Origin of the sequence: Klugiella xanthotipulae (assembly GCF_006716695.1) — a bacterium.
GTDB lineage: Bacteria > Actinomycetota > Actinomycetes > Actinomycetales > Microbacteriaceae > Klugiella > Klugiella xanthotipulae.
On record NZ_VFPN01000002.1, the window covers coordinates 43,508 to 67,228 of the forward strand.

The following is a 23,721-nucleotide window of genomic DNA, read 5'->3' on the forward strand; positions in this document are numbered from 1 at the left end:
GTCTGCGGCGACGATGCTCTGAGAACTCCCCCTCTGTCATAGGCCTGAGAGCTTCGCGGGCGATAGCCTGCTTTCACCGTGGGCGAGGACGCGCGAGACACGCCCTACTTTTCAGAGTGGCCTATTCGATGCGGTACAACTACCTGAGAGATTGGCGGGGAGGCTTGCTCCTTCGGTGCCGTGTTGAACACGGCTCTCCCGCATCACGTGCGGCCCAGTATGCGGTTATGAGGCATAAGCATACACTCACGCCGCTCCGGGGTGGGGTGCGTAGAGTTGTGGGATGCGCATCTGGAGCCTTGACCCCTCATACCTTGACAACACGGGCCTGGCGGTCTGCTGGCGCGAAACGCTACTCGCCCAGGAGGCACTCGCGGGAAACACAACGGACGACAGCAACCACCCGCAGCTGATAAGGTTCCGCGGCACGGACAATCCACCCTCGGCAATTTCCACCTATCTGCACCTGCTTGCTGACGAGGCGGATGCCAGAGGTTATTCGTTCGACCGCGAACTCGTGGCGCTACCCGCGGACCCCGAGATGAGGATTACCGTCACGACCGCTCAGCTACGCTACGAATTTGACGGACTGTGTGCCCAGTTGACCGTTCGAGACCCGGGACGTGCCGAGCAATTGCTCGCCGTTCACGACGCGGACACGATTCCAATGGAAGCCGCACTCTTCCGCGCGGTCGAGGGGCCCATCGAAAGATGGGAGACTCAACGGGAATTCTAACGGACCTGGAGCCTAGTGGACTGACGCGGCAAGGGCCGCGTACAGGCCGTGCAACTCGTCGAAGAGGGCCGAGTCTTCCGAGCATCCGGAGGTGGGCATCGCAATGCCGTAGTAGTATTCGCCCACCTGGTTAACGTGGGTCGCATCCGCTGCCGTTGTGCGGGAGAACCCCCACCCCACCCGCGCCGCGGCGCAGGACTCTGGGAGCGTCTGCACGAGCGCGGTATCGACGAGTACGGTGTCGCCCTCAATCGAGTACGCCGGTGCCCCCAGCTTGGTCGAGTAGTCGAAGGTGACTCCCCATTGACTCACGGCAAGCGATTTGGTTGGCCCAACCTCCACCTCAGGAACATCTGAGTTTACGGGGGTTTCTTCCTCAACCGCCGGGGGCGTTGAGGTGGCCACGGGGGCTGAGGTCAGCACCGAAGTGGTCTCGACCGCCTCTGGCTCGTCACTTCGGGCCCCGTTGACGATCACCACAACAAAGACGGCGATCACAATCGCCACGAGGGCGATGATGGACACAATCATCCAGGGAAATGCTTTGCTGTTGCGGTCAAACATGGGAGTTCCTCACGGTGTGCTGCTTAGGGGATGTGACTAGCTTAGGGGCCGCGAGTCCGACATACCCGAGAGCAAGCCGGGATGTGAATTAGCGAACGGGCTTTTTGAGGTCAGGGAAATGATCCTCGCGCCACTCACCCTCAACGATGATTCCGGCCTCCGCAGCCTCGTTCTCGCGCTGACGCAGTTCAACCCGGCGAATCTTGCCGGAAATCGTCTTGGGTAGTTCGGCAAACTCCACCCGGCGAATCCGCATGTAGGGTGGCAGGTTCTCGCGACAGTGCTGCAGCACGGCGCGGGCCGTCTCCCGGCCGGGCTCCCAGCCTGCGGTGAGCGCAACGTAAGCCTTCGGGATGGTCTGACGCACCGGATCCGGTGCCGGAACAACGGCCGCCTCGGCCACGGCAGGATGCTCGATCAGAATCGACTCCACCTCAAATGGCGAAACTTTGAAGTCGGAGGACTTAAACACGTCATCGGTACGGCCAATGTAACTGATGAGACCGTTCTCGTCGCGACTGGCAACGTCACCGGTATGGAAGTATCCGCCCTCGCGAGCCTGCGCGTCACGCTGCTCATCCGCCACGTAGCCGGTCATCAAGTTGACGGGATGACGGGCCAGGTCGAGGCAAATCTCACCCTCCTCCACGGGCCCGTCGGGTGCGGGCTGCCCCGTACGGGTATCGAGGAGAACCACGGCCGCACCGGGTAGCGGGCGGCCCATCGAGCCGGCTTTGATGGGCGAGCCGGGGGTGTTAGCAATGAGTGCGGTCGTCTCGGTCTGGCCGTAGCCGTCTCGGATGGGTAGACCCCACATCCGCTGAATCTGGGCAATCACCTCGGGGTTAAGTGGCTCCCCCGCGGAGAGAAGCTCCCGCATGGCCCCGGGGCCTCGTGTCTCCGTCATCTGGATGAGCATCCGCCACACTGTCGGCGGGGCGCAAAAGGTGTTCACCTGGGCACGGACAAGCTGTTCCTCCAAAGCCACCGGATCAAACTTGGTGTAGTTGTAGACGAAGACGGTGGCCTCAGCGATCCAGGGAGCGAAGAAGCAGCTCCACGCGTGCTTGCCCCAGCCGGGCGAACTGATTGCCAGGTGCACATCGCCGGGCTGCACGCCCAACCAGTACATCGTCGCGAGGTGACCGACCGGGTAGGAGACCTGGCTGTGCTCCACCATCTTGGGCTTACTCGTCGTGCCGGAAGTGAAATAGATGAGGACAGGATCGCTCGCCTCAGTGTCGCACCAGCGGTCGCCATCGGGTGGGGATGCCAGGGCGCTTGATGCGTTGGCCTCGGCGTAGTGAGCCCAGCCGGGCACCTCGCCCACACTGATCCGGCCATAGTCGCCGGGGACATCCTGAAACTTGGGGGCGTCTTCGGCGTTGGCGATCACGTGACGCACCTCGCCGCGCACCACACGGTCAACCAGCTCATGTGGCCCCAGGACGGTTGTGGTGGGCATAATAACAGCCCCCAGCTTGATGATGGCGAGCATGAGTTCCCACAGCTCGACCTGGTTACCTAACATGAGCAGCACCCGGTCACCGCGGTTGACTCCCTGCGCACGCAACCAGGCCGCGGCGGCGTCCGAGCGGGCCGCCATCTCGCGGTAGGTAATCTTCTGCTCGCTACCGTCCTCCTCGACCAACCAGAGTGCGGTGCGGTCGTTATCCCGTGCCACCACGTCGAACCAGTCGCTCGCCCAATTGAAGCGGGGGCCAACATCCGGCCAGTCGAACCCGACAATCGCCGTCTCATAGTCGGTGCGCCGGGCCAGCAGACTGTCCCTGGCCGCCCGGAAGGCGGTGGTTGCGGTGGTTGCACTCATGCAGATCTCCTCTGGTCGCAGGGATTCTCCACTCTATCGGCACTCGAAGAGACGGCTGGCCAGATATGGCCGATACCCGATGCGGATCGGCGTAAAGTCGGGATATTCAAGACATATTATATTCAGGTATCTGTTTGTGATAACGTAACAACCCGACAGGTAGGAGCGGAGACAATGCCCGATTCCACATCCCCCGAGTCAGCGGCTGACCAGGTCGATTCGCGCGCCCGAGGCGAGCATCTCTTGCACCGTCTGGCTGGCGAGTTCTCCGAGGAGACCGGCGTCATCGAGGGGCGTATGTTCAACGGCACGGGTCTCAGCCTGAACGGAAAAATCTTCGCCTTTGTCAGCCGGTCCGGCGACCTCGTTATCAAGACTTCTGTAGCGGATGTGCGCGTCCTGATCGAAACCGCACAAGCACAGCCCATGACAATGGGCAGGCGCACCATGCGGGAGTGGGCCAGCGTGTATCCGACCCCGGAGGGCGACCTCGAGCCGTGGCGGAGCCTACTCCGGCACGCCTGGTCATTCGCGCGGGCCAACGACCGCTAACCCTCCGCGGCGGGACTTTAGCCGATCTCAGCATTCTCACAGCAGAAAAATCCGTACCCTGGACACATGGAATGCCCAATCGACAACAACACGCTCGTGATGAGCGAACGCAACGGAATCGAAATTGACTACTGCCCGCAGTGCCGCGGAGTCTGGCTGGATCGCGGTGAACTCGACAAAATCATCGAGCGCGCCGGAGTCGTTGCCCCGCCTGCACCGGCAGCATCCGGATATGCGGAGCCGGGATACGCCCCGCAGGGCTACCCGGAACCCAGCTACCAGCCCCCCGCCTACCCGGAGCAGCGCTACAACGAGCCCCGGTATGACGACCGACGACACAACGACCACAACAACGGTCACTACGGCAAAAAGAAGAAGCGCGAAAACTGGTTGAGCGAACTTTTCGACTAGGTTATACGGGGCGTGCGCGGGATGAGACGAATATCCCTCTACGCCTTCCCTCCGGGGGTCTCCTCGTTCATAATCAGACCAAGAGACACCACATACCCGGAGGTTTGATCATGAACACCAGCTTGAATGCATACCTGAGTTTCCGTGACAGTGCGCGCGCGGCACTCGACTTTTACCAGAGCGTGTTTGGCGGGGAAATTACCCGCAGCACCTTTGCCGAGTTTGAGGTCAGCGAAGACCCCGCCGAGAAAGACAAGGTGATGCACTCCATGCTCGAAGCACCGGGTGGCCTATCCCTCATGGCGGCGGACACTCCCAACAGCATGGAGTTGACCCAGGGCAGCAATTTTGCACTCTCACTCAGCGGCGACGACGAGCCCGAGTTGCGCGGCTACTTCGACGAACTGGCCGTGGGTGGAAGCGTCAGACAGCCCCTCACAACAGCACCCTGGGGTGACAGCTTTGGCATGCTCGTTGACAAATTCGGCATCAGCTGGATGGTCAATATCGCGGGCCAGCCCCAGCAGTAGCGGATGCCGCGTCGAACCGGGAAGACAACACCCGGATCACTGCGGCCTGCTCGAAAGCGGTCAGCCCCGGATACTCCCGACGGAGGAACGCGTAGGCAGCCGGTAGGCCCTTCTTACGCCAGGCCGCCAGTATCGCGTCCTGCCGAACCGGATCAAGACGGCCGACAAAGGCACCAACCGATCCGCCGTAATGGACGCCGAGCCAGTCCCGACGCAGTTCGTGGCGTGACCACAGAAACGCCAGGATGCAACAGCTCAGAATCGCCGCGCACAACACGGCGCCGATCAGGCCACGGGTCACAAAGGAGACCATCGGGGGCAGGGAATCCGTTGGTATCACGCGGCCAGCCACCACCAGGAACACGACCGCAGCCAGTACGGCGGGGACGGCCCAGAGAAGCACCAGCATCCAGACCCGTGCGCGGGCGTCCATCCGCTGGGCCAACCGAGTCATGAGACCATAATCGGTGGCGAGCGGCGGGTTCGGGGTGATGGCGGCGGACGGTGTTCCGTCCGGGTACGGTGTGGCCTGTTCAAGCACTCGCCCCGCGAGAGAGCCTCCCATGAAAGGGTATTGACGGTTCAGAAATCTGATGGAGGGCTGAGACGGTCGGGCCGGACCAGCCAGCGTGAGAAGAAACTCACGATCCACCGTGTCAAGGATGCGGTCAATTGAGCCGCCCACGGCCTCCCGCAGCCAGGCTGCACTCAGGGCTCGAGAGTACACCATCTGAACGGGTACTGACAGGGACAGAAAGAACAGTGTTCCGAGCCACAACGGGAGGTAGAGGGGTTCACTCATGAGTTCAGAAACACGTGCACTGTCGAGGGATAACACGGCCAGTTGGCAGCCTAGGCAGAGGCTGACGGGGATGGTCAGGATCGGAAGGGTATAGAAAATCCGTGTGGATCGGGAGGTAGCGGTCACGTCTGGATCGTAGCATCCGCCCGCCCCCTCTCACCCTGTCCGCTGAGCCTCACGAATCCGGCAGATCGTAATTCCCCGTTGCGTACGACGAACAGCCACCCGGTACTCGACGGACGGCCCGTTGAGCACCACTGTGATGGTGCCGTCGTCACGATTTTCCTCGGTTGACCACAGGTCGAGGTCCGTCTCCACCAGATCGGGATGTCGAAGCAGCACTGTGTGGGTTGCCTGACTCACCGCATCAAGGGTGTCGGGCGGTTTACGGGCCCTGCGCCGCCCAAATAAGTGGTCAATCCACGCCCCCAGGAAGAGGTAGAAGGCCCCTGACACGTAGGGCTGGGCCAGAAATTGCAACAGGTAGTCGGCAAGGTTTCCGGAGGCTCCCCACTCAACGATGTTGCGTGTCGCGTGGAGACGATAGGGAACGGGAGACAGACGTCCGGGAATCGACCGAGCCACCCGCTCCACCTGGTCCAGCGGCAGGCAACCGTCAAGATCGACAACAAACTCCTCAATGATTGCGCCGACGTCAGTGACCGGCTGGATGACTAACCGGGTGCGCCCCGCACCCCAATCACTCACGAACGTCGCGCCGAAAAGACCCCCGAATGCGACCTAGTGCGAGGGCTGCTATGTGGTCGGCACAAGGCGGAAAATCAAGATTTTTCGGGTTTTTTGACTCCATGTGAGCAGCATATTCTCTACCACTGACAGTGCTCAGATCCACCTACCGGATACGGTATCCGGCACCCCACACCCCGCGAATATTCATGGTGTCGCTGATGTCGTGGGTGGGGTCGCCCTCCACCAGGAAGGCATCCGCCCGGAGCCCCGGCAGAATGGCACCACGATCAGTAAGGTCGAAGAGAGCGGCAGGCACCACAGTGGCCGCGCGCAGAGCCTCAACGGGAGTCAACCCTGCCGCCACGAGCAACGACAATTCGTCATGTACCGCCACACCGTGCTCCACGTTGAAGGGTGCTCCGGGGGCGTCGTTGGAGTCAGTACCCACCACAATCGGAATGCCGGCGTCCCGCATCGCCTTCACCGCGTCCTCGGTGAAGTGGTAGGCGCAGCTCTCAGGTACCTGCCGATTGTGCAGCCTCACCACGCCGCGCATCATCACCAGGGTGGGTACAGCGATGATGCCGCGGTCGGCGATATCGGCAACGAGGTCGGGGCCGGTGGGTCCATCAATCGGGGCGTGTGTGAGCACATTGACCCCGGCGTTGATACTACGGCGGTAACCGGCAAGGGTGGGTGCGTGCGCAACAACTCGAAGGTCGCGGGCGTGCGCGGCGGCGGCGAGGGCCGCGAGGGTGTCGATGCCGAGGGCGACATCCCCCACATCTTCTGGATCCTCGACAATGATCTTGATGAAATCAGACCTCTCGGCAACGCGATCACGGACAAAACGCTCCGCCTGATCTGGGCCGGTCAATGCGGTCGAGGGCGGAAAGCCATTGAGCGTTGTCTGGGCACCACCCGGACCAGATGCGGGGCTTCCCGAGCTACGGATATCCGTCAGGCCCGGCCTCGCCCGCAGGGTGTCAACCAGTTGAGGTGGGTAGCTGCCCATATCGAACGCCGTCGTCACCCCCCAGCGGGCCATCAACTCCAGATCGGCCAGACCGGTCAGGTGGATATGCGCGTCAATCAGGCCGGGGAGGAGGGTCATCCCCTCACCGTCAATCACCACCTCGGTGGCCGGTTCATCAACAAAGAGACCTTCTTTCGCGTGCACCGCGCGCAACTCGCTGAGCCCGTCACCGTCAAACACTCGAACGTTGTCGATCGTGAAAGTGGTGGCCCCTGCTCTGTGTGAACGCATAGTCTCGACCCTACCCGCGCGGATGAGGAATGGCTAGGGATTAACATTTACATGGTTACGCTTCGATGTGCCGACGCTCGGTGGACCGCCCTAGACTCGTGAGCATGAGCCGCATTGATGAGCGCTTCGCCGCACGTTTGGGTGACCGAGGAGCACTCACCAGATACGCCTACTACCAGCGGGGGCCGGGTAGCCGCGATCGCCATCCAGACCCGCCGAACCGACGTGCGGCGATACCACCGTATTCAGTCCAGAAGGGCGCGGTGCGGAGTCCAGCCAACGGGAAGAGGCCCCCGAATGTTGGCCCGGTGTCGGTCGGCATCCGCTGACCAGCCCTGCGCGGCGTGGGAGTGCCCCGGACCAACGGAGCCTCGCGCCACGCGGAAACCCACATCCTCCAGGACTGCGTCCGGGGCACTACCCCGTCGAACAGAGGCTCGAACACTCCATTTCTGATCGGCCCAACCACCGCCGCGAAGACTACGGTAGTCGCCGTATCGACCCGTATCGGCGAAGTCCCAGCACCACTCCCAGACGTTGCCGAGCATGTCGTACATCCCGTAAGAGTTGGGGTTTTTGTGCGCCACCGGTTGCGGCCCCCCGACACGGTCGGGCGCGGTCCAGGCAATCTCGTGAAGCGGACCATACGTTGGCTGGCTCGTCCCTGCCCGACAGGCCGCCTCCCACTCGGCCTCAGTGGGCAGGCGGAACCCGTCGGCGCTCACATCCCAGGTGACTTCCCGCTCGCGCACGTCATACGCTGGGCGTAGTCCCGCTCGCGCAGAGGCACAGTTGCACCACTGCACCGCGTCATACCAGGTCACCGGATGCGCGGGGGTAGTGTCAATCTCCACCGAAACAGCACCATCGACCATGAGCGTCACGAACTCAGCCGCTGTGACAGCTGTTTGACCGATCTCGAAGAACAAAAGATCAACATCGCGGGAAAAATTGGTCCGCGCATCGCGCATATGCACCGTAGTGCGCGGAATGGGGACCATGTTCGGCGGTGTGAAGGCAGCAGCGCTCATGGTCAAAGTTACCACGTGTGTTGTGGGCCTAGCCGTTTACACGTTGAAGCGGAACTCCACCACATCCCCATCATGCATAACGTAGTCCTTACCCTCCATACGCGCCTTGCCCTGCGCCCGGGCCTCGGCCACCGAGCCGGTCGCCACCAGGTCCTCAAACGAGATGACCTCAGCCTTAATAAAGCCCTTCTCGAAGTCGGTGTGGATCACTCCCGCGGCCTGCGGTGCCTTCGCGCCCTTGCGGATGGTCCAGGCGCGCGCCTCCTTCGGTCCGGCCGTGAGGTAAGTTTGCAGGCCCAGGGTATCGAAGCCGATATGGGCGAGCTGGTCCAGGCCGCTCTCAGACTGGCCGATGGATTCCAGCAGCTCGGCGGCATCCTCGTCGCTCAACTCGATGAGTTCGCTCTCCAGCTTGGCATCGAGGAAAATCGCCTGGGCGGGGGCCACCAGCGCGGCCAGCTCCGCGAGCTTCTCGCTGTTACCCAGCACGCTCTCGTCCACGTTGAAGACGTAGATAAAAGGTTTAGCGGTCAGCAGGCCGAGGTCTCGGATAGGCTCCAGGTCAACCTTCGCCGCGGACAGGGGCGTGCCCCCGTTGAGCACAGCGAGCGCCTCCTGCGCAGCCACCAGCACGGAGGGGTCAAGCTTCTTGCCCTTGATCTCCTTCTCGTACCGCGGGATGGCCTTGTCGAGGGTTTGAATGTCGGCCAGGATCAGCTCAGTGTTGATGGTCTCCATGTCGCTCGCGGGGTTGACCTCACCGTCTTCCTCGCGGCGGATCACGTCGGGATCACCGAATCCGCGCACCACCTGGGCAATCGCGTCGGCCTCACGGATGTTGGCCAGGAACTTATTACCCAGCCCCTCACCCTCGCTCGCGCCAGCCACAATGCCCGCGATATCCACGAAAGACACGGCGGCAGGGAGGATGCGCTCACTCCCGAAGATCTCAGCAAGCACGTTGAGGCGCTTGTCGGGCAGGTTAACCACACCCACATTGGGTTCAATCGTGGCGAACGGGTAGTTCGCCGCGAGAACCTCGTTGCGGGTGAGTGCGTTGAACAGGGTGGACTTGCCAACGTTGGGCAGACCGACGATTCCAATAGTGAGAGCCACGAGAGATAAGCCTAGACGATAGCCCGCCGCGGCGGGCGCACGGTGACACTCACCCCCAGGATCACAAGGCCCCCACCCAGTAGTTGCACCGCGCTGATCCCGTTACCCATCAGCAGCCCCAGGAGTGCGGTGAACACCGGCAGCAGGTTGAGGAAGATCCCCGAACGGGCCGCTCCCACCCTGCGCACCGCAATATTCCAGAACATAAAGGACAGCACCGAGGGGAAGACCGCGATGTAGAGCAGCCCCGTCCACCCTCCCGCGCTCAACGAGACGTCGAACCCGCCCACCGCTATAAACGGCGTGAGGATAATCACGGCCATAATCGCCTGAATTGCGGTTGAGGTCACGGGCGGAGTCGTTAGCTTACGGCCCAGAATCGAGTAGAACGTCCACACCGTGACGGCACCGAGCATGTACAGCTCGCCCAGGTTGTAGTCGGCCGTGAACGTCCCGAGCAGGTTGCCGTCGGTGAGTACCAGCAGCACACCCAGCAACGAAACGGCGAGCCCCAGGACGTTGAGCGGCTTGATTCGCTCCCGGATGATGATGGCCGCCACCACCGCGATCAGCGCGGGGTTGATGCTGCCCACCACAGCCGCATCGAGCGACGTCGTGTATTGCAAGGCCACGTAGCTGAACAGGTTGAATCCGATCACGCCGAGCACCGCCAAGCACACGTGCAGGGGCCACTCGCGCAGACCGGCACGCCAGACCCGTCCATCCACCCGCAGGGCGAGTGGAATCAGAATGATGAGGGCGATCAGCCACCGTGTCCAGGTGAGCTGTAACGGCGTGATTTCGGTGACAACCAGACGACCCGCAATAAAATTACCCGCCCAAAACAGGTTCGCCAACACCAGCAGCAGATAGTTAATCCGGGCGGGGCTGGCGGGAGGCTCGGTGGCGGTCACGCGCCCACCCTACCGGCAAACCGACGCACACCCCCGGGCCGGGATGTGCGATTATGGACTGGTGCCCGTCGATTTCACCGCAATAGATTTTGAAACCGCGAACAGTCACGGGGCATCAGCCTGCTCCGTGGGTCTGGTGAGGGTCCGCGACGCGGTGGTGGTGGAGCGCGCATCCTGGTTGATCAAACCCGCCCCGGGCCACGACGCCTTCCTCATGTGGAACACCAAAATTCACGGCCTCGTTGCCGCCGATGTGGCTGATGCCCGCGACTGGAGCGAACAGTTTGCCGAACTCCTCGCATTCTCGGGCGAGGACACCATGGTTGCCCACAATGCCGGCTTCGATATGGGTGTGATCCGTGCCGCCTGCGAGGTTGCCGAGATCCCCGTCCCGCCCCTCAGCTACCTGTGCAGTGTGCAGGTGGCCCGCAAAACCTACGAACTCGCCTCCTACCGGCTCCCCTCAGCTGCGGAGGCCGCGGGTTTCACCGACTTTCAGCATCACGAGGCCCTCGCGGATGCTGAGGCCTGCGCCGCGATCATCGTGGATGCGAGCCGCCACCACGGGTCACACAGCCTCGCCGAGTTGGCAGAGGCCACCGGGCTCACCCTCAAGACGCTGGGTCCAACAGCGCCGAAGCCCACGCCCACCGTACAGTTTGTGCAGACCTAAGTTACCCAGGACACCCTCTGAGCGACCCTAGTCATTCTCGGGAAACCCCAGATTAATACCGCCGTGACTCGGGTCAAGCCAACGCGCAGTGACAGCTTTGAGTTGCGTGTAGAAGCGGACCCCCTCCGCACCGTGCGCCTTCGTGTCACCAAACAGCGAGTCCTTCCACCCGCCAAAGGAGAATGTGGCGACCGGCACGGGTAGGGGTACGTTGATACCGATCATCCCCACCTCGATCTCGTTCTGGAACCGGCGGGCCGCTCCCCCGTCATTTGTGAAGATCGCGGTGCCGTTACCGAACGCGCCACTGTTGATGAGCTCAACTCCCGCCTCGAAGCTCGGCACCCGCACCACACTCAGCACCGGGCCAAAAATCTCTTCGGTGTAGACGCGGGAGGTTGTGGGCACGTTATCGATCAGCGTCGGCCCCAGCCAGAATCCCTCGGGTGCACCGTCCGGCCGTACGCTGCGGCCATCGACCACCACCGTGGCACCGTCCTCAATCGCGATCTCAATGTAGCTGGCAACCCGATCCCGGTGCTCGCGCGTGATGAGGGGGCCCATATCGCAGGAGCGGCGGCCGTCCCCCGTGACCAGGGCGGACATCCGCTCAGCGATCTCCTCAATCAGTTCATCGGCAACGGGCTCCACCGCGACCACAACGCTGATCGCCATGCAGCGCTCCCCCGCGGAACCAAAACCCGCGTTGATAGCGGAGTCGGCCACCAGGGTGAGGTCGGCGTCCGGCAGCACGAGCATGTGGTTTTTGGCCCCGCCGAGAGCCTGAACACGTTTGCCAGCGGCTGCGCCGGTCGAGTAAATGCGCCGAGCGATGGGGGTTGAGCCCACAAATGAAATTGCCCGCACCTCGGGATGCGCCAGCAGGCCGTCTACCGCCTCCCGATCACCGTTAAGCACGTTAAATACCCCGTCAGGCAGACCTGCTTCTTTCCAGAGTTCCGCGAGCCAGAGCGCGGCGCTCGGATCTTTCTCGCTGGGCTTGAGCACCACCGTGTTCCCCGCGGCAATCGCCAGGGGGAAGAACCACATGGGCACCATCGCCGGAAAGTTGAAGGGACTGATAATACCCACCACACCGAGCGGCTGGCGGGTGGAGTACACGTCAATACCGGCGGAGACCTGCTCCGAAAACTCCCCCTTGAGGTGGTGCGCAATACCGCACGCAAACTCAACCACCTCCTGCCCACGACCAATCTCGCCGAGCGCGTCGGAAAGTACCTTGCCGTGCTCGGCCGTGATAATCTCGGCCAGTTCCCCCTTGCGCTGGTTAAGCAGCTCCCGGAAGCGGAAGAGCACCGTCTGGCGGCGAGCCAGCGAGAGGTCCCGCCAGCCGGGGAAAGCCTCCCGGGCAGAGGCGACGGCGACCGCTACCTCCTCGCGGCTACCAAGCGCCACGTTTTTGGTCACGATGCCGCGGGCCGGATCATAGATGGGGGCGGTGCGTCCGCTTGTTGAGGCGAACGCAGCCCCGTCAATCCAGTGACCAACGGTGGGGAGGGTCTGTACAGTCATAACGGAGTGTCCTTTGGTAGCGAGGTTGAGTGTGGAAAAGGTGCGGGACTTACCGTGAGGAGGCCGCATAGCGATGCTCGGGCCGACCTGTGGTACCGTAGCGCAGCCGCATGTGGATTTGCCCACTCGCCGCAAGCGCGGTGAGGTAGCGCTGAGCCGTGGCGCGCGACACCCCCACCGCTCGGGCAACCTCGTGCGCGGATAATTCACCGCCCGCTGCCGAGACCGCGGCGAGCACAGCCCCCTCGGTTGCCGAGCGCCCCGCAGGCCCCACGGCCGCGTCAACCGCATGGAACACCCGCTGCGCGCGGGCGATCGTCTCCGCGGTCAGGTCTGGGGCCGAACTCAGGATGTTACGGTAACGCGCATACGCCATCAGTCGCTCCGCAAGGAAGTCGGCAACGAAGGGTTTGACGAGATAGCACAGCGCCCCGGCCCGCAGGGCACGGTAAACCGTGGCACGCTCAGCGGCAGCCGTGAGCACAAACGCGTCGCAACTCAGCCCGGCCAACAACTCCAGGCCGCTCCCGTCCGGGAGGTAAACGTCGAGCAGAACCAGGTCGGGCCTCTGGGCGTCAATTACCACGCGTGCCTCCGCCAGGCTGCCGACCGGGGGCAGAGCGGTGAACCCGGGCAGGTCGTCCACGTACTGACGGTGCAAATTCGCCACGTAGAAGTCGTCATCAACAACGAGCACTCGCAGGGGTTGAGCCATAACGGTCATCGGGTCTCCTCGGGTGTGCAGGGCGCGGGGATGACCACGCCAGGGAGGCGGGCGCAGAAAAGCGCGCCGCGGGTATTGCTCTCGTCGGGAACACACCAGACATCACCGCCACGCCGCCGGGCGATATCGCGGGACAGGGGAAGACCAAAGCCGCGGCCGTGCACCCGATCATCAACCGTCTCGGTCGTCTCACCACGGGCCGGGGGTCGTTCGAAGATGTGCCCAACGGAGACCCCTGCCCCGGAGTCGAGCACGGCGAGGTGCAGCTCAGCACCGGCATCCATCACCTCCACCTCCACCCAGGCGGGACGGCGGGGACCACTCACCGCGGCGGCCACGGCGTTGTCAATAAGGTTTCCGAGCACGGCGGTCACGTCCTCGGGATCGCCCAGCGTATCGGTCACGAGAGTCTCAGGCCCACAGCGCAGACTCACGCCCTTCTCTGCAGCCTCAACCCCCTTGGCCCCCACAAAGGCTTGCAAATACGGCTCGGTCAGGCGCTCGGCGTGGCCAACGGGGTAACGGAGTGGCCCGTGCTCCAGAATACCGGCCAGGTAGCTCTGCGCTTCAGCGTTTTTACCGATTGTGATAAGGCCCGAGATGGTGTGCAGACGATTGGCAAATTCGTGACGCTGGGCGCGCAGCGCGGTCGTCATGGCCGCCACCGCATCCAGCCGCCGGCTGAGCGCCTCCACGTCGGTGCGGTCACGGATGATGACGACGCGACCCAGGCACACACCGTCTCGAAACACGGGCCGCAGGTCGATAAACATCACCCGCTGCTCCAGCACGAGCGTTTCCGCATCCCGGCGCACGGTCACGGGGGTGTGCCGGATGAAGCGCACAAGCTCACCGGGCAAACCGAGCGTAGCAAGATCACGACCCACGGGATGCGCCACGCCAAAGTGACGCGTCACAAAATCGTTGCACGCCATAACCCGGCCCTCCCCGGTCAGGCCGATCACACCCTCATCAACGCCGCTCAGCACCGCCTCCTGGTCGTGTACGAGGGCGACAAGTTCTTCGGGTTGCAGGTCGAGCGTCAGTCTCCGCAGCCGCCGGGTGAGCAGAATCGCCGAGCCCACCCCCAGGGCAAGAGCCAGCAGAGCCGCCGCGATCACGGGGACCGAATCGTTGAGGATGCTGTCAAAAACGTGTGCCCTGGCATACCCCACACTCACCTCACCGACAACCACATCTGACCCGGGCGCATAAACCGGCACTTTCGCCCGGGCAGACTCGCCGAGGGTGCCCGACTCCCAGGACACCACCTCGTGACCGGCCAGGGCCGCGGCGGGGCTAGTGCTCACGGGCTGGCCGAGTTCCGAGGAGTTGGGGTGAGCCAACCGGATACCGTGGTCATCCGTAATTACCACAAACAGCGCCCCCGTGCGCCGCTCAACAGCCCTGGCAATCTCCATCAATGAGCCGCCCAGAAGATCGTCTGCGGACGGCGTCCCGGGGTCGGCGGAGAACGTTGCCACCTGGGCTCGCACGTCAACATCCTCGGCCAGACTCTGCGCCACGGCGAGCGCCGTGGCTTTGGCTTCGTCCTCCAAACGGTGCAACCCGGCCGTGACAAAAACGGCGGTGCTCACCGTCACGATGGCGACGACAACCGTGATTTGCAAGAGCAACACCTCGGTGGCGAAGCGCAGACGCGGGAGCAACACGGGGTACCGCCCTGTCCTCGACCGCGCCATTGTGTGTCTCTTTCCGTCGGCGCATGGTCCGGAATCTCGGCCAGCACTCTCGAATATCCTAACCGGGCTCACCGTGAGCATAATGCGCAGATCTCGCACTATGCGCAGCAACTGAGCCAAAGTCAACAGAACCGAGGCGCTCCCCCGATTCCCCGTTACCGTTGTCCTCACAGTATCTGCCACATCGACAAAGGAGTCACCAGTGCTTGTCATCATGGGTTTTGCCATGGTCATTACTTTTATGGTGCTGATCATGACCAAGCGGCTCACCCCAATGGTCGCCCTCATTCTTGTTCCCACTATTTTTGGTCTCTGTGCCGGGGCTGGCCTCGGTCTCGGAGACATGATCCTCGAATCCATCGGGAAGCTCGCACCCACCGCCGCGCTCCTCATGTTTGCCATCATTTATTTTGGCCTCATGATCGACGTGGGGCTGTTCGACCCACTCGTGCGATTCATCGTGCGCGCTCTGGGCGACGACCCCGCCAAGGTGGTGCTGGGCACGGCCATTCTCGCGGCGGCCGTTTCACTTGACGGGGATGGCTCAACAACATTTATTGTGACTACAGCGGCGATGCTACCCATCTACCTGCGGCTCGGGATGAGCCCGGTGGTGCTCACCTGCGTGGCAGGCCTGGCCAACGGAACCCTCAATATCGTGCCCTGGGGTGGCCCGACGGTGCGCGCTGCAGCGGCCCTCGATGTGTCGCCCACCGAGATCTTTGTGCCCATGATTCCCTCGCTCATCGCGGGGCTCATAGTGACGTTCGCCTTTGCCTGGTTCCTCGGTCTTGGCGAGCGTAAACGGGTGGGGTCGCTCAGCGGCTACAGCATCGCGGCCACCATCGAGAGCGAGACCTCGCCCATCTCCACGTTTGGCGGCAAACCACGCCGCGGACTCACCCGGATGCTGACCGGTTCCCGTTCGGGAGCATCCGCAGACCTCGACTCGCCGCTTACCTCGGCCGAGACCGTCGCTACGCTCGTACGTGCGGACGATACGGCAATGGCCGACACCATGCTTGATCCGAACCGCGAGACGCTGCGCCCCAAGCTCATCTGGTTCAACTTCGCACTCACGGTCGGTGTCATGGTGATGCTCGTGGCCGACCTCGTGCCGCTGCCTTACGTCTTTATGGTGGGCTCAGCGGTCGCACTCGTGGCCAACTTCCCACAGCTCAAGCAGCAGTCGAAGGCAATTCTTGCGCACGCCCCGAGCGTCGTGGGTGTTGTCTCCATGGTGATGGCGGCCGGCGTGCTGATTGGTGTCCTCAATGGCACGGGGATGGTCACGGCAATGTCCGATTGGCTGGTCACCGCCATCCCCGACTCGATGGGTCCATTCCTCGCGGTCATCACGGGGGTACTCAGCATCCCGATGACGTTCTTCATGAGCAATGATGCGTTCTACTTCGGGATGCTGCCGATTCTCGCCGAGAGCGCCGCCAACTTCGGTATTGAACCGATCAGCATGGCCCGAGCATCAATTATCGGTCAGCCGGTGCACCTCCAGAGCCCGCTCGTTCCGGCGATCCTCCTTCTCGTATCGCTGGCCAACGTGAACCTGGGTGATCACCATAAAAAGGTGCTGTGGCGGGCAACCGTTGTCTCACTCGTGATGCTCGCGGTGGGCATCATCTTGGGTGTCATTCCGTTCGGTTAGCGCCGGGTAGGTCAGCGGTCGGCGCAATCTCCTTGGAGGTTGCGCCGACCGGCGTTGTCAGTGTTTCCTCACAGTGTCGGTGCCTGCTGGCAGACTGAAGACATGGATTCTGTGTTCCCGTTTATTCTTGGCGTCCTCATCGGTGCCGTCGCCGCCGGTATCGCGGGTAGTGTCTGGCGGTCACGGCAGACGCCCTCCTCTGACACCACACCCGCCCTGCACGCGCGCGTTACCGAATTGAGCGCCCAAGCCGCCGCCGCCGAGGCTCGGGCCACCGAACTCCGCACCCAGGTCACGCATCTCCTCGATCAGCAGGAGCAGGCCGCAGAGCGGGAACGCTACGCTCGTGCAGATGAGAGCCGCATCCTCGAAACCCTGGCCCCCGTGCGCGAGACGCTGCGTACCATGAATGAGTCGGTGTCCACACTTGAGCGTGAGCGGGCCGGGCAGTACAGCGCTCTCGCCCAGCAGCTCCAGCGCGCCCACCAGACCGACGAACAATTACGCGCCACCACCGAGTCCCTTGCGAGCGCGCTGCGCAACAACGGCACGCGGGGGGTCTGGGGCGAGACACAACTGCGCAACGTGGTCGAAGCGGCGGGGCTCACCCACCGGGTGGACTTCGATCTCCAGACCAGTATTACCTCGGATGCCGGGGTTGGGCGGCCTGATATGACGGTTCGTTTGCCGGGCGGCAAATCCATCGCGGTTGATGCCAAGGTGCCTTTCACGTCCTATTTGGAGGCCAGCCAGATCCCGCTCACCGCAACGGGTGAGGAGGCCGCCCGCCGCGACGCCCTCCTCGCACAACACGTCAAGGCCGTGCGAGGCCACATTGACGCTCTCTCTGCCCGCAGCTACTGGGCGGGTCTCGATGCGAGCCCAGAGTTCGTGATCGCATTTGTCCCGAGCGAATCCCTGCTCTCGGCTGCCCTGGAATACGACTCCACCCTACTTGACTACTCGTTTAGCAAGAAGATTGCTCTGGCTTCTCCGGTCAACCTCTGGGCGGTGCTCAAAACCGTGGCCTACACCTGGCAGCAGGATATTCTCACCGACGATGCCAAGCATCTCTTCGACCTAGGCAAGGAGCTCTATCAGCGCCTCGCCACGCTCTCAGAGCACTCGGATAAGCTGCGCAAGGCGATCGAGAACACGGTGAGTAGCTACAACCGTTTCGCCACGTCACTGGAAAGCCGGGTGCTCATTACAGCCCGCAAACTCGACGCGCTCGACGAATCCAAAGTCATCGCCACGCAGCAGCAGATCGATTCCTCCCCCAAACCGCTCACCTCATCCGAAATCTCGCCCCAGCAGGAATCACCTCGCCCCGAGGATTCGCACCCCACAAGGCTCTGAGGCCCTCCCTCCCCTCGCCAAGGGCACCCCACCCGACCGTTACCAATGATGCCCGACGTGTTCGAGATGAACTGGCTACCGGCACAAAAAATCCGCCGCACCCCGAAAAGAGGTGCGGCGGATCCGCATGTGGTGTGGGAAAAACTCTCGGGTGCTTAGACCCAGCGCGACGCCTGGTAGTCGGCACGCACACGGCGCAGTGTGCCCGACTTTGAACGCAGCACAATGCTGTCGGTGCGAATAATCGGACCCCTGCGCTGCACGCCATCCACGAACTCGCCCTGGGTTACACCCGTGGCCACAAAGTATGTGTTGTCGCACTTCACAAGATCGTTAGCCTCCAACACGGCGCTCAGGTCGTGACCCGCATCGATGGCCTTCTGTCGTTCATCGTCATCGCGGGGGGCCAGCGTGCCCTGGATGACCCCGCCGAGTGCCTTCACCGCGCACGCCGTGATAATGCCCTCGGGGGTGCCGCCGATGCCCACGCACAGGTCAATGCGAGACTCGTAGCGGGCAGCGTTAACACCACCGGCCACATCACCATCAAGCATGAGGCGGGTACCTGCCCCGGCCTCCCGAATCTCCTCGATCAACTGCGCGTGACGCGGGCGGTCCAGCACGGCGACTCGAATGTCAGAGGTACTCACACCCTTCGCCTTCGCGAGCGCACGAATGTTCTCGCCAATGGGCTGACGAATATCGACAACGCCCACGCCGTCCGGCCCACAGACAAGTTTGTCCATGTAGAACACGGCGGAGGGGTCATACATGCTGCCGCGGTCAGCCACGGCGATCACCGAGAGCGCGTTCTGGCGTCCGGCCGCCGTGAGGCTCGTACCGTCAATCGGGTCAACGGCCACGTCGCAAGCGGGTCCGCGGCCGTTGCCGACCTCCTCACCGTTATACAGCCAGGGGGCGTCATCCTTCTCTCCCTCACCAATCACCACAACGCCGCTGAAGTTCACGGTGCTAAGAAACTGGCGCATGGCGTCAACGGCGGCACCATCAGCGGCGTTCTTGTCGCCGTGGCCGATAAAGGGCATAGCGCGAATGGCCGCGGCCTCGGTGGCGCGTACCAACTCCATCGCGAGGTTTCGGTCGGGTTGCAGGTCGGGCGAGACGATGTCCAGATTTACCACAGCGTAATCTCCTTAGGGGTGGCGGATGGGCCACGGGGAAGTGAGGCTCGTGGTGTGAACACACCACGGTCGAACCCAGTCTAGTTCGCCGGTTCATTCCAGAAAAACTTCACTAGACTGGGGCGCACGAGCCGAGCATCCGCTGCTCGCGCCTCGCCCACTTTCGTTAAGGAGAATCGGTATGCCCATCGCCACACCCGACCAGTACGCGCAGATGCTTGACACCGCTAAGACGTCTGGATTCGCGTTCCCCGCGGTCAACGTGTCCAGCTCCCAGACGCTCAACGCCGTACTGCAGGGATTTGCCGAGGCTGGTTCGGACGGCATCATCCAGGTGACCACGGGAGGGGCAGATTACTGGGCAGGACACACCGTTAAGAACCGCGCTGGCGGCGCACTCGCCTTTGCGGCTTACGCACATGAGGTGGCCAAGGCATACCCCGTCACGGTCGCGCTGCACACCGACCACTGCCCCAAGGATGCCCTCGACGGTTTCGTGATGCCGCTGATCGAGGCTAGTGAGGCCCGGGTGAAGGCCGGCGGCGAGCCGATCTTCCAGTCGCATATGTGGGATGGTTCGGCGGTTCCCCTGGTCGAGAACCTGGAGATCGCCCAGAAACTTCTCCCCCGTCTGCACGCCATCAACTCCGTACTGGAGGTTGAAATCGGCGTCGTCGGCGGCGAAGAGGATGGCGTGAGCCACGACATCAACGACAACCTGTACACCACTCTCGACGACGCAATCGCGACGGTCGAGGCGCTCGGCTTCGGCGAGCAGGGCCGTTACATGGCCGCCCTTACCTTTGGTAATGTACACGGTGTTTATAAGCCGGGAAACGTCAAGCTGCGCCCCGAACTCCTCAAAGAGATCCAGGCCGGTCTGGCCGCCAAGTATGGCACCGCTGCTCTCCCCCTCGACCTCGTCTTCCACGGCGGCTCGGGCTCCACAGATGCCGAAATCGCCGAGGCAGTCGCTCACGGCGTCATCAAAATGAACATCGACACGGACACGCAGTATGCCTTTACCCGCAATATTGCCGGCTGGATGCTCACCAACTATGAGGGCGTTCTCAAGGTGGATGGTGAGGTCGGAAACAAGAAACAGTACGACCCTCGAGCCTGGGGCAAGGCTGCCGAGTCGGCTATGGCCGCCCGCGTGGTCGAGGCCACCCAGCAGCTGGGCTCGGCCGGAAAGTCGATTAAGTAACCACCGTATGACTCACCCTGACGACGCTCAGCCCACCGAGAGCTCCACCCCCGATCAACGGCCCCGGCCGCAATACGGAGAGTATGCTCCCCCGGGCTGGGTGTCGCCACATCAGGAGGCGTTGGACCGATCCGGTAATCTGTCGGAATCCGATGCGGCGGCATCCCCCTCGGTACCGGTCAGCCCGGTCTCTGATCCGGGGACCGCTTCGGGTCGCGGGATGCCGTCGGAGGAAGGCCTCTCGGCCGACCGGCCCCGTCGTCCGGGGCTCGTAAGCGTGGCAACATCAATTCTGTTGCTGGTCTTCTCCGTGATCGGGGCACAGTCGGCTGTAATGGCACTCGGCGACATGTCCGCGGCGTTCCAGACCGCGTACGACCAGTACGGGCTGGGTGAATTCACCCCGTTTGACGGGTTTAACGGCATCATCGAGGGCGGGCGCATCGCGCAGTTTGTGCTGTGGGCGGTTGTCGCGGCAGTCACCATCCTGCTACTGATGCGCAAACGCCACGCGTGGTATATTCCGCTCATCGGTGGAGTACTCTCGATGGTCCTCATCGTGGTAGCCATCCTCCAAGTGATGACCACTGACCCGACGCTGACGGACTACCTCACCAACGGAATACCCTGATGACGAATCCCGAACTCGACTCCTACAGTGACGATAACAATGATCATCGTGGTCGCTCCGGGCTGCTGGGTCGTCTAGCGAGTGCGCGCGGGATCGCCTGGGTAGTCATCATCGGCCTCATAGCACTGTCAATGGGGGCGGTCGGCCTCCTTCTCTCGCTCCAGATCTCAACGGGTTAACCGTGGAGAGTCGGTCCGGTGTCGAACTAACCAGCTCTCCGACAACCGCCGCCGTAACGTTAACGTTATAAGCGGTTACGCCCGCCGAGCGCACGCTCGTCGCGGTTACCGCTGGCATCCTTACGCAATTCTTTGGGCAGCGAGAAGACAAGATCTTCCTCAGCCGTGACCACGGCCTCGACCGTGCCGTATCCGGCCTCGGCGAGGTCGTCCAGAAGCTCCTGCACGAGCACCTCAGGCACAGAGGCTCCGCTGGTCACACCGACCGTATTCACACCGTCAAGCCACTCCTGCTTAACCTCGTCGGCGTAATCTACTCGGTAGGCGGCCCGGGCACCGTACTCCAGGGCAACCTCTACGAGACGCACCGAATTCGAAGAGTTAGCCGAGCCCACCACGATCACGAGGTCTGCATCCTTCGCTACCTTTTTAATCGCCACCTGACGGTTTTGCGTGGCGTAGCAGATGTCATCACTGGGTGGATCCTGAAGGTGGGGGAACCGGGTGCGCAGGCGACGCACGGTCTCCATGGTCTCGTCCACACTGAGGGTGGTCTGTGAGAGCCAGACAAGCTTGTGAGGATCTTTGACGACCAGACCTTCGACGTCATCCGGCGAGTTGACGATCGTCACGTGATTGGGGGCCTCACCGGCGGTGCCTTCGACCTCTTCGTGGCCCTCGTGGCCAATCAGCAAGATCTCCATGTCCTGCCGCGCAAACCGCACGGCCTCCCGGTGCACCTTCGTTACGAGAGGACACGTGGCATCGATCGCTTGCAGACCACGGTCTTCGGCACCCTGAACCACGGCGGGTGAAACACCGTGTGCGGAGAAGACCACGTGGGCTCCCTCGGGGACCTCGTCAACCTCCTCGACAAAGATAGCGCCCATCCGTTCGAGGGTGCGGACCACGTGGATGTTATGCACAATCTGCTTGCGCACGTAGACCGGTGCACCGTAGCGTTCAAGCGCTTTCTCTACGGCAACAACGGCGCGGTCAACACCCGCGCAATACCCACGCGGGGCAGCGAGCAGTACCTTCTTTTCACCCACAACGGGCATGTCCTTCAGTCGGTTACGAACGCCGCGCACGCGGGGCATCGCTAAACTAACGACGGGAGCACCGATGGTGCGCTGGTCGTGGTGCGCAAGAGTCATGGCGTCAAGTGTAGTGCGAGTCCTCTGAGGAAGAAGTGGGAGTGTGAACGGAAATGGTCGAGTCAGCCCCCTCTGCGGAGCATCCGTGGCCCGTCGCGGTCATGTCGGGAAAAATCCGCGACTACATTGACCGCCTCGGTACTATCTGGGTTGAGGGCGAGATCACCCAGTGGAGTGTGTCGGCCGGCAACGTCTACGGCAAGCTGAAAGATCTCGACCAGGATGCCACGGTGGGCTTCACGATCTGGTCCTCCGTGCGCAGCAAACTCCCCGCCGAAGGATTTCGACAGGGCGACCGGGTTGTCGCCCTCGTGAAACCCAATTACTGGGTCAAGGGCGGATCGCTCACCATGCAGGTCTTCGCCATGAAGCAGGTGGGCCTCGGCGATCTCCTGGAACGATTAGAACGCCTCCGCGCACAGCTCAGAAGCGAGGGCCTCTTCGACCCCTCACGCAGACACCCGCTCCCCTTCCTTCCCCGTATGATCGGCCTGATCACAGGCAAAGACTCAGACGCCGAGAAAGACGTACTCCGCAACGCTCAGCTGCGTTGGCCCGATGTGCAATTCCGTGTGGTGCACGCGGCGGTGCAGGGCGACCGCGTACCCGGGGAAGTCACGGCCGCCATCCACAAGCTGGATGCCGACCCCGAGGTTGACGTGATTATCGTGGCCCGCGGGGGCGGCGACTTCCAAAATCTCCTGGGCTTCAGCGACGAGCGCGTGGTGCGCGCCGCGGCAGCCGCGACCACCCCGCTTGTGAGCGCGATCGGCCACGAGGCCGACCGCCCCCTGCTTGACGACGTCGCGGATCTACGCGCCTCCACCCCCACGGATGCCGCTAAGCGCGTGGTACCGGACGTTGCCGAAGAACTGGCCCGCGTTTCCCAGGCCCGCGCCCGCCTTACGAGCAGGCTCAGTACCTACCTCTCGCACGAGATTGTGCGAGTCGATCAGATCCGCTCGCGCCCCGTCCTCGCCGAGGGGGACTGGATCGTCACTACCCGCTCCGAGGACATCACCCGCTATGTGGCTCGCGGCTCCGAGTTGGCACGGCGCGGCCTTGAACGCGCGGAGGGCACAACTGCCGAACTCCGGTCCCAACTTCGGGCACTCTCACCCCGCGCCACGCTTGACCGCGGCTACGCAATCGTGCAGGCCCCGGTCGGTACGATCATCCGAACCCCCGCGGACGCCCCGGTGGGTTCGGAACTACGAGTCACTCTCCCCGAGGGGGTGCTGGCCGCCCGCTCCGAGGGGCCAACCACAACGGTTTTTGGTTCGGACACGACCCCATAAAGAATGGG

At 62.8% G+C, this 23,721-nt stretch carries 24 protein-coding genes and 1 riboswitch; of the genes, 11 read left to right on the forward strand and 13 right to left on the reverse strand.

The features are described 5' to 3' along the window. Positions 1 to 121: 121 nt before the first annotated feature. A riboswitch (glycine riboswitch) is annotated at positions 122 to 211 on the reverse strand. Positions 212 to 283: 72 nt separating this feature from the next. Next, positions 284 to 736 (forward strand): pyrimidine dimer DNA glycosylase/endonuclease V, encoded by a 453-nt coding sequence (locus FB466_RS06320; RefSeq protein WP_141916958.1) that lies wholly within the window; start codon positions 284 to 286, stop codon positions 734 to 736. A gap of 12 nt (positions 737 to 748) precedes the next feature. On the opposite strand, the gene FB466_RS06325 is transcribed toward FB466_RS06320, so the two are convergent. Together FB466_RS06325 and FB466_RS06330 are read right to left on the reverse strand one after the other, a co-directional pair. After that, positions 749 to 1,300, reverse strand: coding sequence for a hypothetical protein (locus FB466_RS06325; RefSeq protein WP_141916959.1), 552 nt, complete (start codon positions 1,298 to 1,300; stop codon positions 749 to 751). An 88-nt stretch (positions 1,301 to 1,388) separates the two neighbouring features. After that, the gene (locus tag FB466_RS06330; RefSeq protein WP_141916961.1) at positions 1,389 to 3,131 is read right to left on the reverse strand and encodes an AMP-binding protein; all 1,743 of its coding nucleotides are present in this window, start codon (positions 3,129 to 3,131) and stop codon (positions 1,389 to 1,391) included. A gap of 174 nt (positions 3,132 to 3,305) precedes the next feature. On the opposite strand from FB466_RS06330, the gene FB466_RS06335 reads away from it, so the two are divergent. The 3 genes from FB466_RS06335 to FB466_RS06345 all read left to right on the forward strand — a co-directional run bounded on the left by FB466_RS06335 (position 3,306) and on the right by FB466_RS06345 (position 4,624). Then, positions 3,306 to 3,683: a TfoX/Sxy family protein gene (locus FB466_RS06335; RefSeq protein ID WP_141916963.1), complete on the forward strand. Its 378-nt coding sequence runs from the start codon at positions 3,306 to 3,308 to the stop codon at positions 3,681 to 3,683. A gap of 66 nt (positions 3,684 to 3,749) precedes the next feature. Further along, complete coding sequence (locus FB466_RS06340) at positions 3,750 to 4,094, forward strand: TFIIB-type zinc ribbon-containing protein (protein ID WP_141916965.1); 345 nt, start codon at positions 3,750 to 3,752, stop codon at positions 4,092 to 4,094. 110 nt (positions 4,095 to 4,204) lie between these two features. Beyond that, the gene (locus FB466_RS06345) at positions 4,205 to 4,624 is read left to right on the forward strand and encodes a VOC family protein (RefSeq protein WP_141916967.1); all 420 of its coding nucleotides are present in this window, start codon (positions 4,205 to 4,207) and stop codon (positions 4,622 to 4,624) included. Here the strand turns inward: FB466_RS06345 and FB466_RS06350 are convergent. The 6 genes from FB466_RS06350 to FB466_RS06375 form a co-directional block, all read right to left on the reverse strand. Further along, positions 4,596 to 5,426: a hypothetical protein gene (locus FB466_RS06350; RefSeq protein WP_211344778.1), complete on the reverse strand. Its 831-nt coding sequence runs from the start codon at positions 5,424 to 5,426 to the stop codon at positions 4,596 to 4,598. The genes FB466_RS06345 and FB466_RS06350 overlap by 29 nt on opposite strands. Before the next feature lie 156 nt (positions 5,427 to 5,582). Then, entirely contained in the window at positions 5,583 to 6,134 is a 552-nt protein-coding gene (locus tag FB466_RS06355) for a hypothetical protein (protein ID WP_141916970.1), read from the reverse strand. A gap of 145 nt (positions 6,135 to 6,279) precedes the next feature. After that, positions 6,280 to 7,383 carry an amidohydrolase family protein gene (locus FB466_RS06360; protein ID WP_141916972.1) on the reverse strand — a complete coding sequence of 368 codons (1,104 nt, stop codon included), beginning with the start codon at positions 7,381 to 7,383 and terminating at the stop codon, positions 6,280 to 6,282. Positions 7,384 to 7,628: 245 nt separating this feature from the next. Then, positions 7,629 to 8,414 (reverse strand): formylglycine-generating enzyme family protein, encoded by a 786-nt coding sequence (locus FB466_RS06365; protein ID WP_246054560.1) that lies wholly within the window; start codon positions 8,412 to 8,414, stop codon positions 7,629 to 7,631. A gap of 36 nt (positions 8,415 to 8,450) precedes the next feature. After that, positions 8,451 to 9,530 carry a redox-regulated ATPase YchF gene (ychF, locus tag FB466_RS06370; RefSeq protein ID WP_141916974.1) on the reverse strand — a complete coding sequence of 360 codons (1,080 nt, stop codon included), beginning with the start codon at positions 9,528 to 9,530 and terminating at the stop codon, positions 8,451 to 8,453. A gap of 11 nt (positions 9,531 to 9,541) precedes the next feature. After that, on the reverse strand, positions 9,542 to 10,444 hold the full coding sequence (locus FB466_RS06375) for a DMT family transporter (RefSeq protein WP_211344779.1): 903 nt from the start codon (positions 10,442 to 10,444) through the stop codon (positions 9,542 to 9,544). A 61-nt stretch (positions 10,445 to 10,505) separates the two neighbouring features. Here FB466_RS06375 and FB466_RS06380 point away from each other — a divergent pair, with 61 nt between their 5' ends. Next, positions 10,506 to 11,117 (forward strand): exonuclease domain-containing protein, encoded by a 612-nt coding sequence (locus tag FB466_RS06380; RefSeq protein WP_141917854.1) that lies wholly within the window; start codon positions 10,506 to 10,508, stop codon positions 11,115 to 11,117. A gap of 27 nt (positions 11,118 to 11,144) precedes the next feature. Here the strand turns inward: FB466_RS06380 and FB466_RS06385 are convergent, their stop codons facing one another. From FB466_RS06385 to FB466_RS06395, 3 genes are read right to left on the reverse strand one after another with little or no spacing between them, the layout of a single operon-like run. Then, complete coding sequence (locus FB466_RS06385; RefSeq protein WP_141916976.1) at positions 11,145 to 12,650, reverse strand: CoA-acylating methylmalonate-semialdehyde dehydrogenase; 1,506 nt, start codon at positions 12,648 to 12,650, stop codon at positions 11,145 to 11,147. A 49-nt stretch (positions 12,651 to 12,699) separates the two neighbouring features. Continuing rightward, positions 12,700 to 13,374: a response regulator gene (locus tag FB466_RS06390; RefSeq protein WP_342777447.1), complete on the reverse strand. Its 675-nt coding sequence runs from the start codon at positions 13,372 to 13,374 to the stop codon at positions 12,700 to 12,702. Next, entirely contained in the window at positions 13,371 to 15,047 is a 1,677-nt protein-coding gene (locus FB466_RS06395) for a sensor histidine kinase (RefSeq protein ID WP_246054561.1), read from the reverse strand. Before FB466_RS06395 ends, FB466_RS06390 begins: the two co-directional genes overlap by 4 nt. A gap of 244 nt (positions 15,048 to 15,291) precedes the next feature. Between FB466_RS06395 and FB466_RS06400 the strand changes: the two genes are divergently transcribed. After that, positions 15,292 to 16,740: a CitMHS family transporter gene (locus FB466_RS06400; RefSeq protein WP_141917857.1), complete on the forward strand. Its 1,449-nt coding sequence runs from the start codon at positions 15,292 to 15,294 to the stop codon at positions 16,738 to 16,740. A 102-nt stretch (positions 16,741 to 16,842) separates the two neighbouring features. Then, positions 16,843 to 18,099: a DNA recombination protein RmuC gene (locus tag FB466_RS06405; protein WP_141916980.1), complete on the forward strand. Its 1,257-nt coding sequence runs from the start codon at positions 16,843 to 16,845 to the stop codon at positions 18,097 to 18,099. Positions 18,100 to 18,254: 155 nt separating this feature from the next. On the opposite strand, the gene glpX is transcribed toward FB466_RS06405, so the two are convergent. Next, positions 18,255 to 19,187, reverse strand: coding sequence for a class II fructose-bisphosphatase (glpX, locus tag FB466_RS06410; RefSeq protein WP_141917859.1), 933 nt, complete (start codon positions 19,185 to 19,187; stop codon positions 18,255 to 18,257). 235 nt (positions 19,188 to 19,422) lie between these two features. Here glpX and fbaA point away from each other — a divergent pair, with 235 nt between their 5' ends. Genes fbaA through FB466_RS06425 form a run of 3 tightly spaced genes read left to right on the forward strand, consistent with a single transcriptional unit; the run spans position 19,423 to position 21,258 of the window. Further along, complete coding sequence (fbaA, locus tag FB466_RS06415; RefSeq protein WP_141916982.1) at positions 19,423 to 20,448, forward strand: class II fructose-bisphosphate aldolase; 1,026 nt, start codon at positions 19,423 to 19,425, stop codon at positions 20,446 to 20,448. A gap of 7 nt (positions 20,449 to 20,455) precedes the next feature. Beyond that, complete coding sequence (locus tag FB466_RS06420) at positions 20,456 to 21,079, forward strand: DUF6264 family protein (RefSeq protein ID WP_141916984.1); 624 nt, start codon at positions 20,456 to 20,458, stop codon at positions 21,077 to 21,079. Next, complete coding sequence (locus FB466_RS06425) at positions 21,079 to 21,258, forward strand: hypothetical protein (protein WP_141916986.1); 180 nt, start codon at positions 21,079 to 21,081, stop codon at positions 21,256 to 21,258. The genes FB466_RS06420 and FB466_RS06425 overlap by 1 nt, the downstream gene beginning before the upstream one ends. Before the next feature lie 65 nt (positions 21,259 to 21,323). On the opposite strand, the gene FB466_RS06430 is transcribed toward FB466_RS06425, so the two are convergent. Beyond that, positions 21,324 to 22,358 (reverse strand): 4-hydroxy-3-methylbut-2-enyl diphosphate reductase, encoded by a 1,035-nt coding sequence (locus FB466_RS06430; protein ID WP_141917860.1) that lies wholly within the window; start codon positions 22,356 to 22,358, stop codon positions 21,324 to 21,326. 110 nt (positions 22,359 to 22,468) lie between these two features. Between FB466_RS06430 and xseA the strand changes: the two genes are divergently transcribed. Then, on the forward strand, positions 22,469 to 23,713 hold the full coding sequence (gene xseA, locus FB466_RS06435; protein ID WP_141916988.1) for an exodeoxyribonuclease VII large subunit: 1,245 nt from the start codon (positions 22,469 to 22,471) through the stop codon (positions 23,711 to 23,713). Positions 23,714 to 23,721 lie beyond the last annotated feature (8 nt).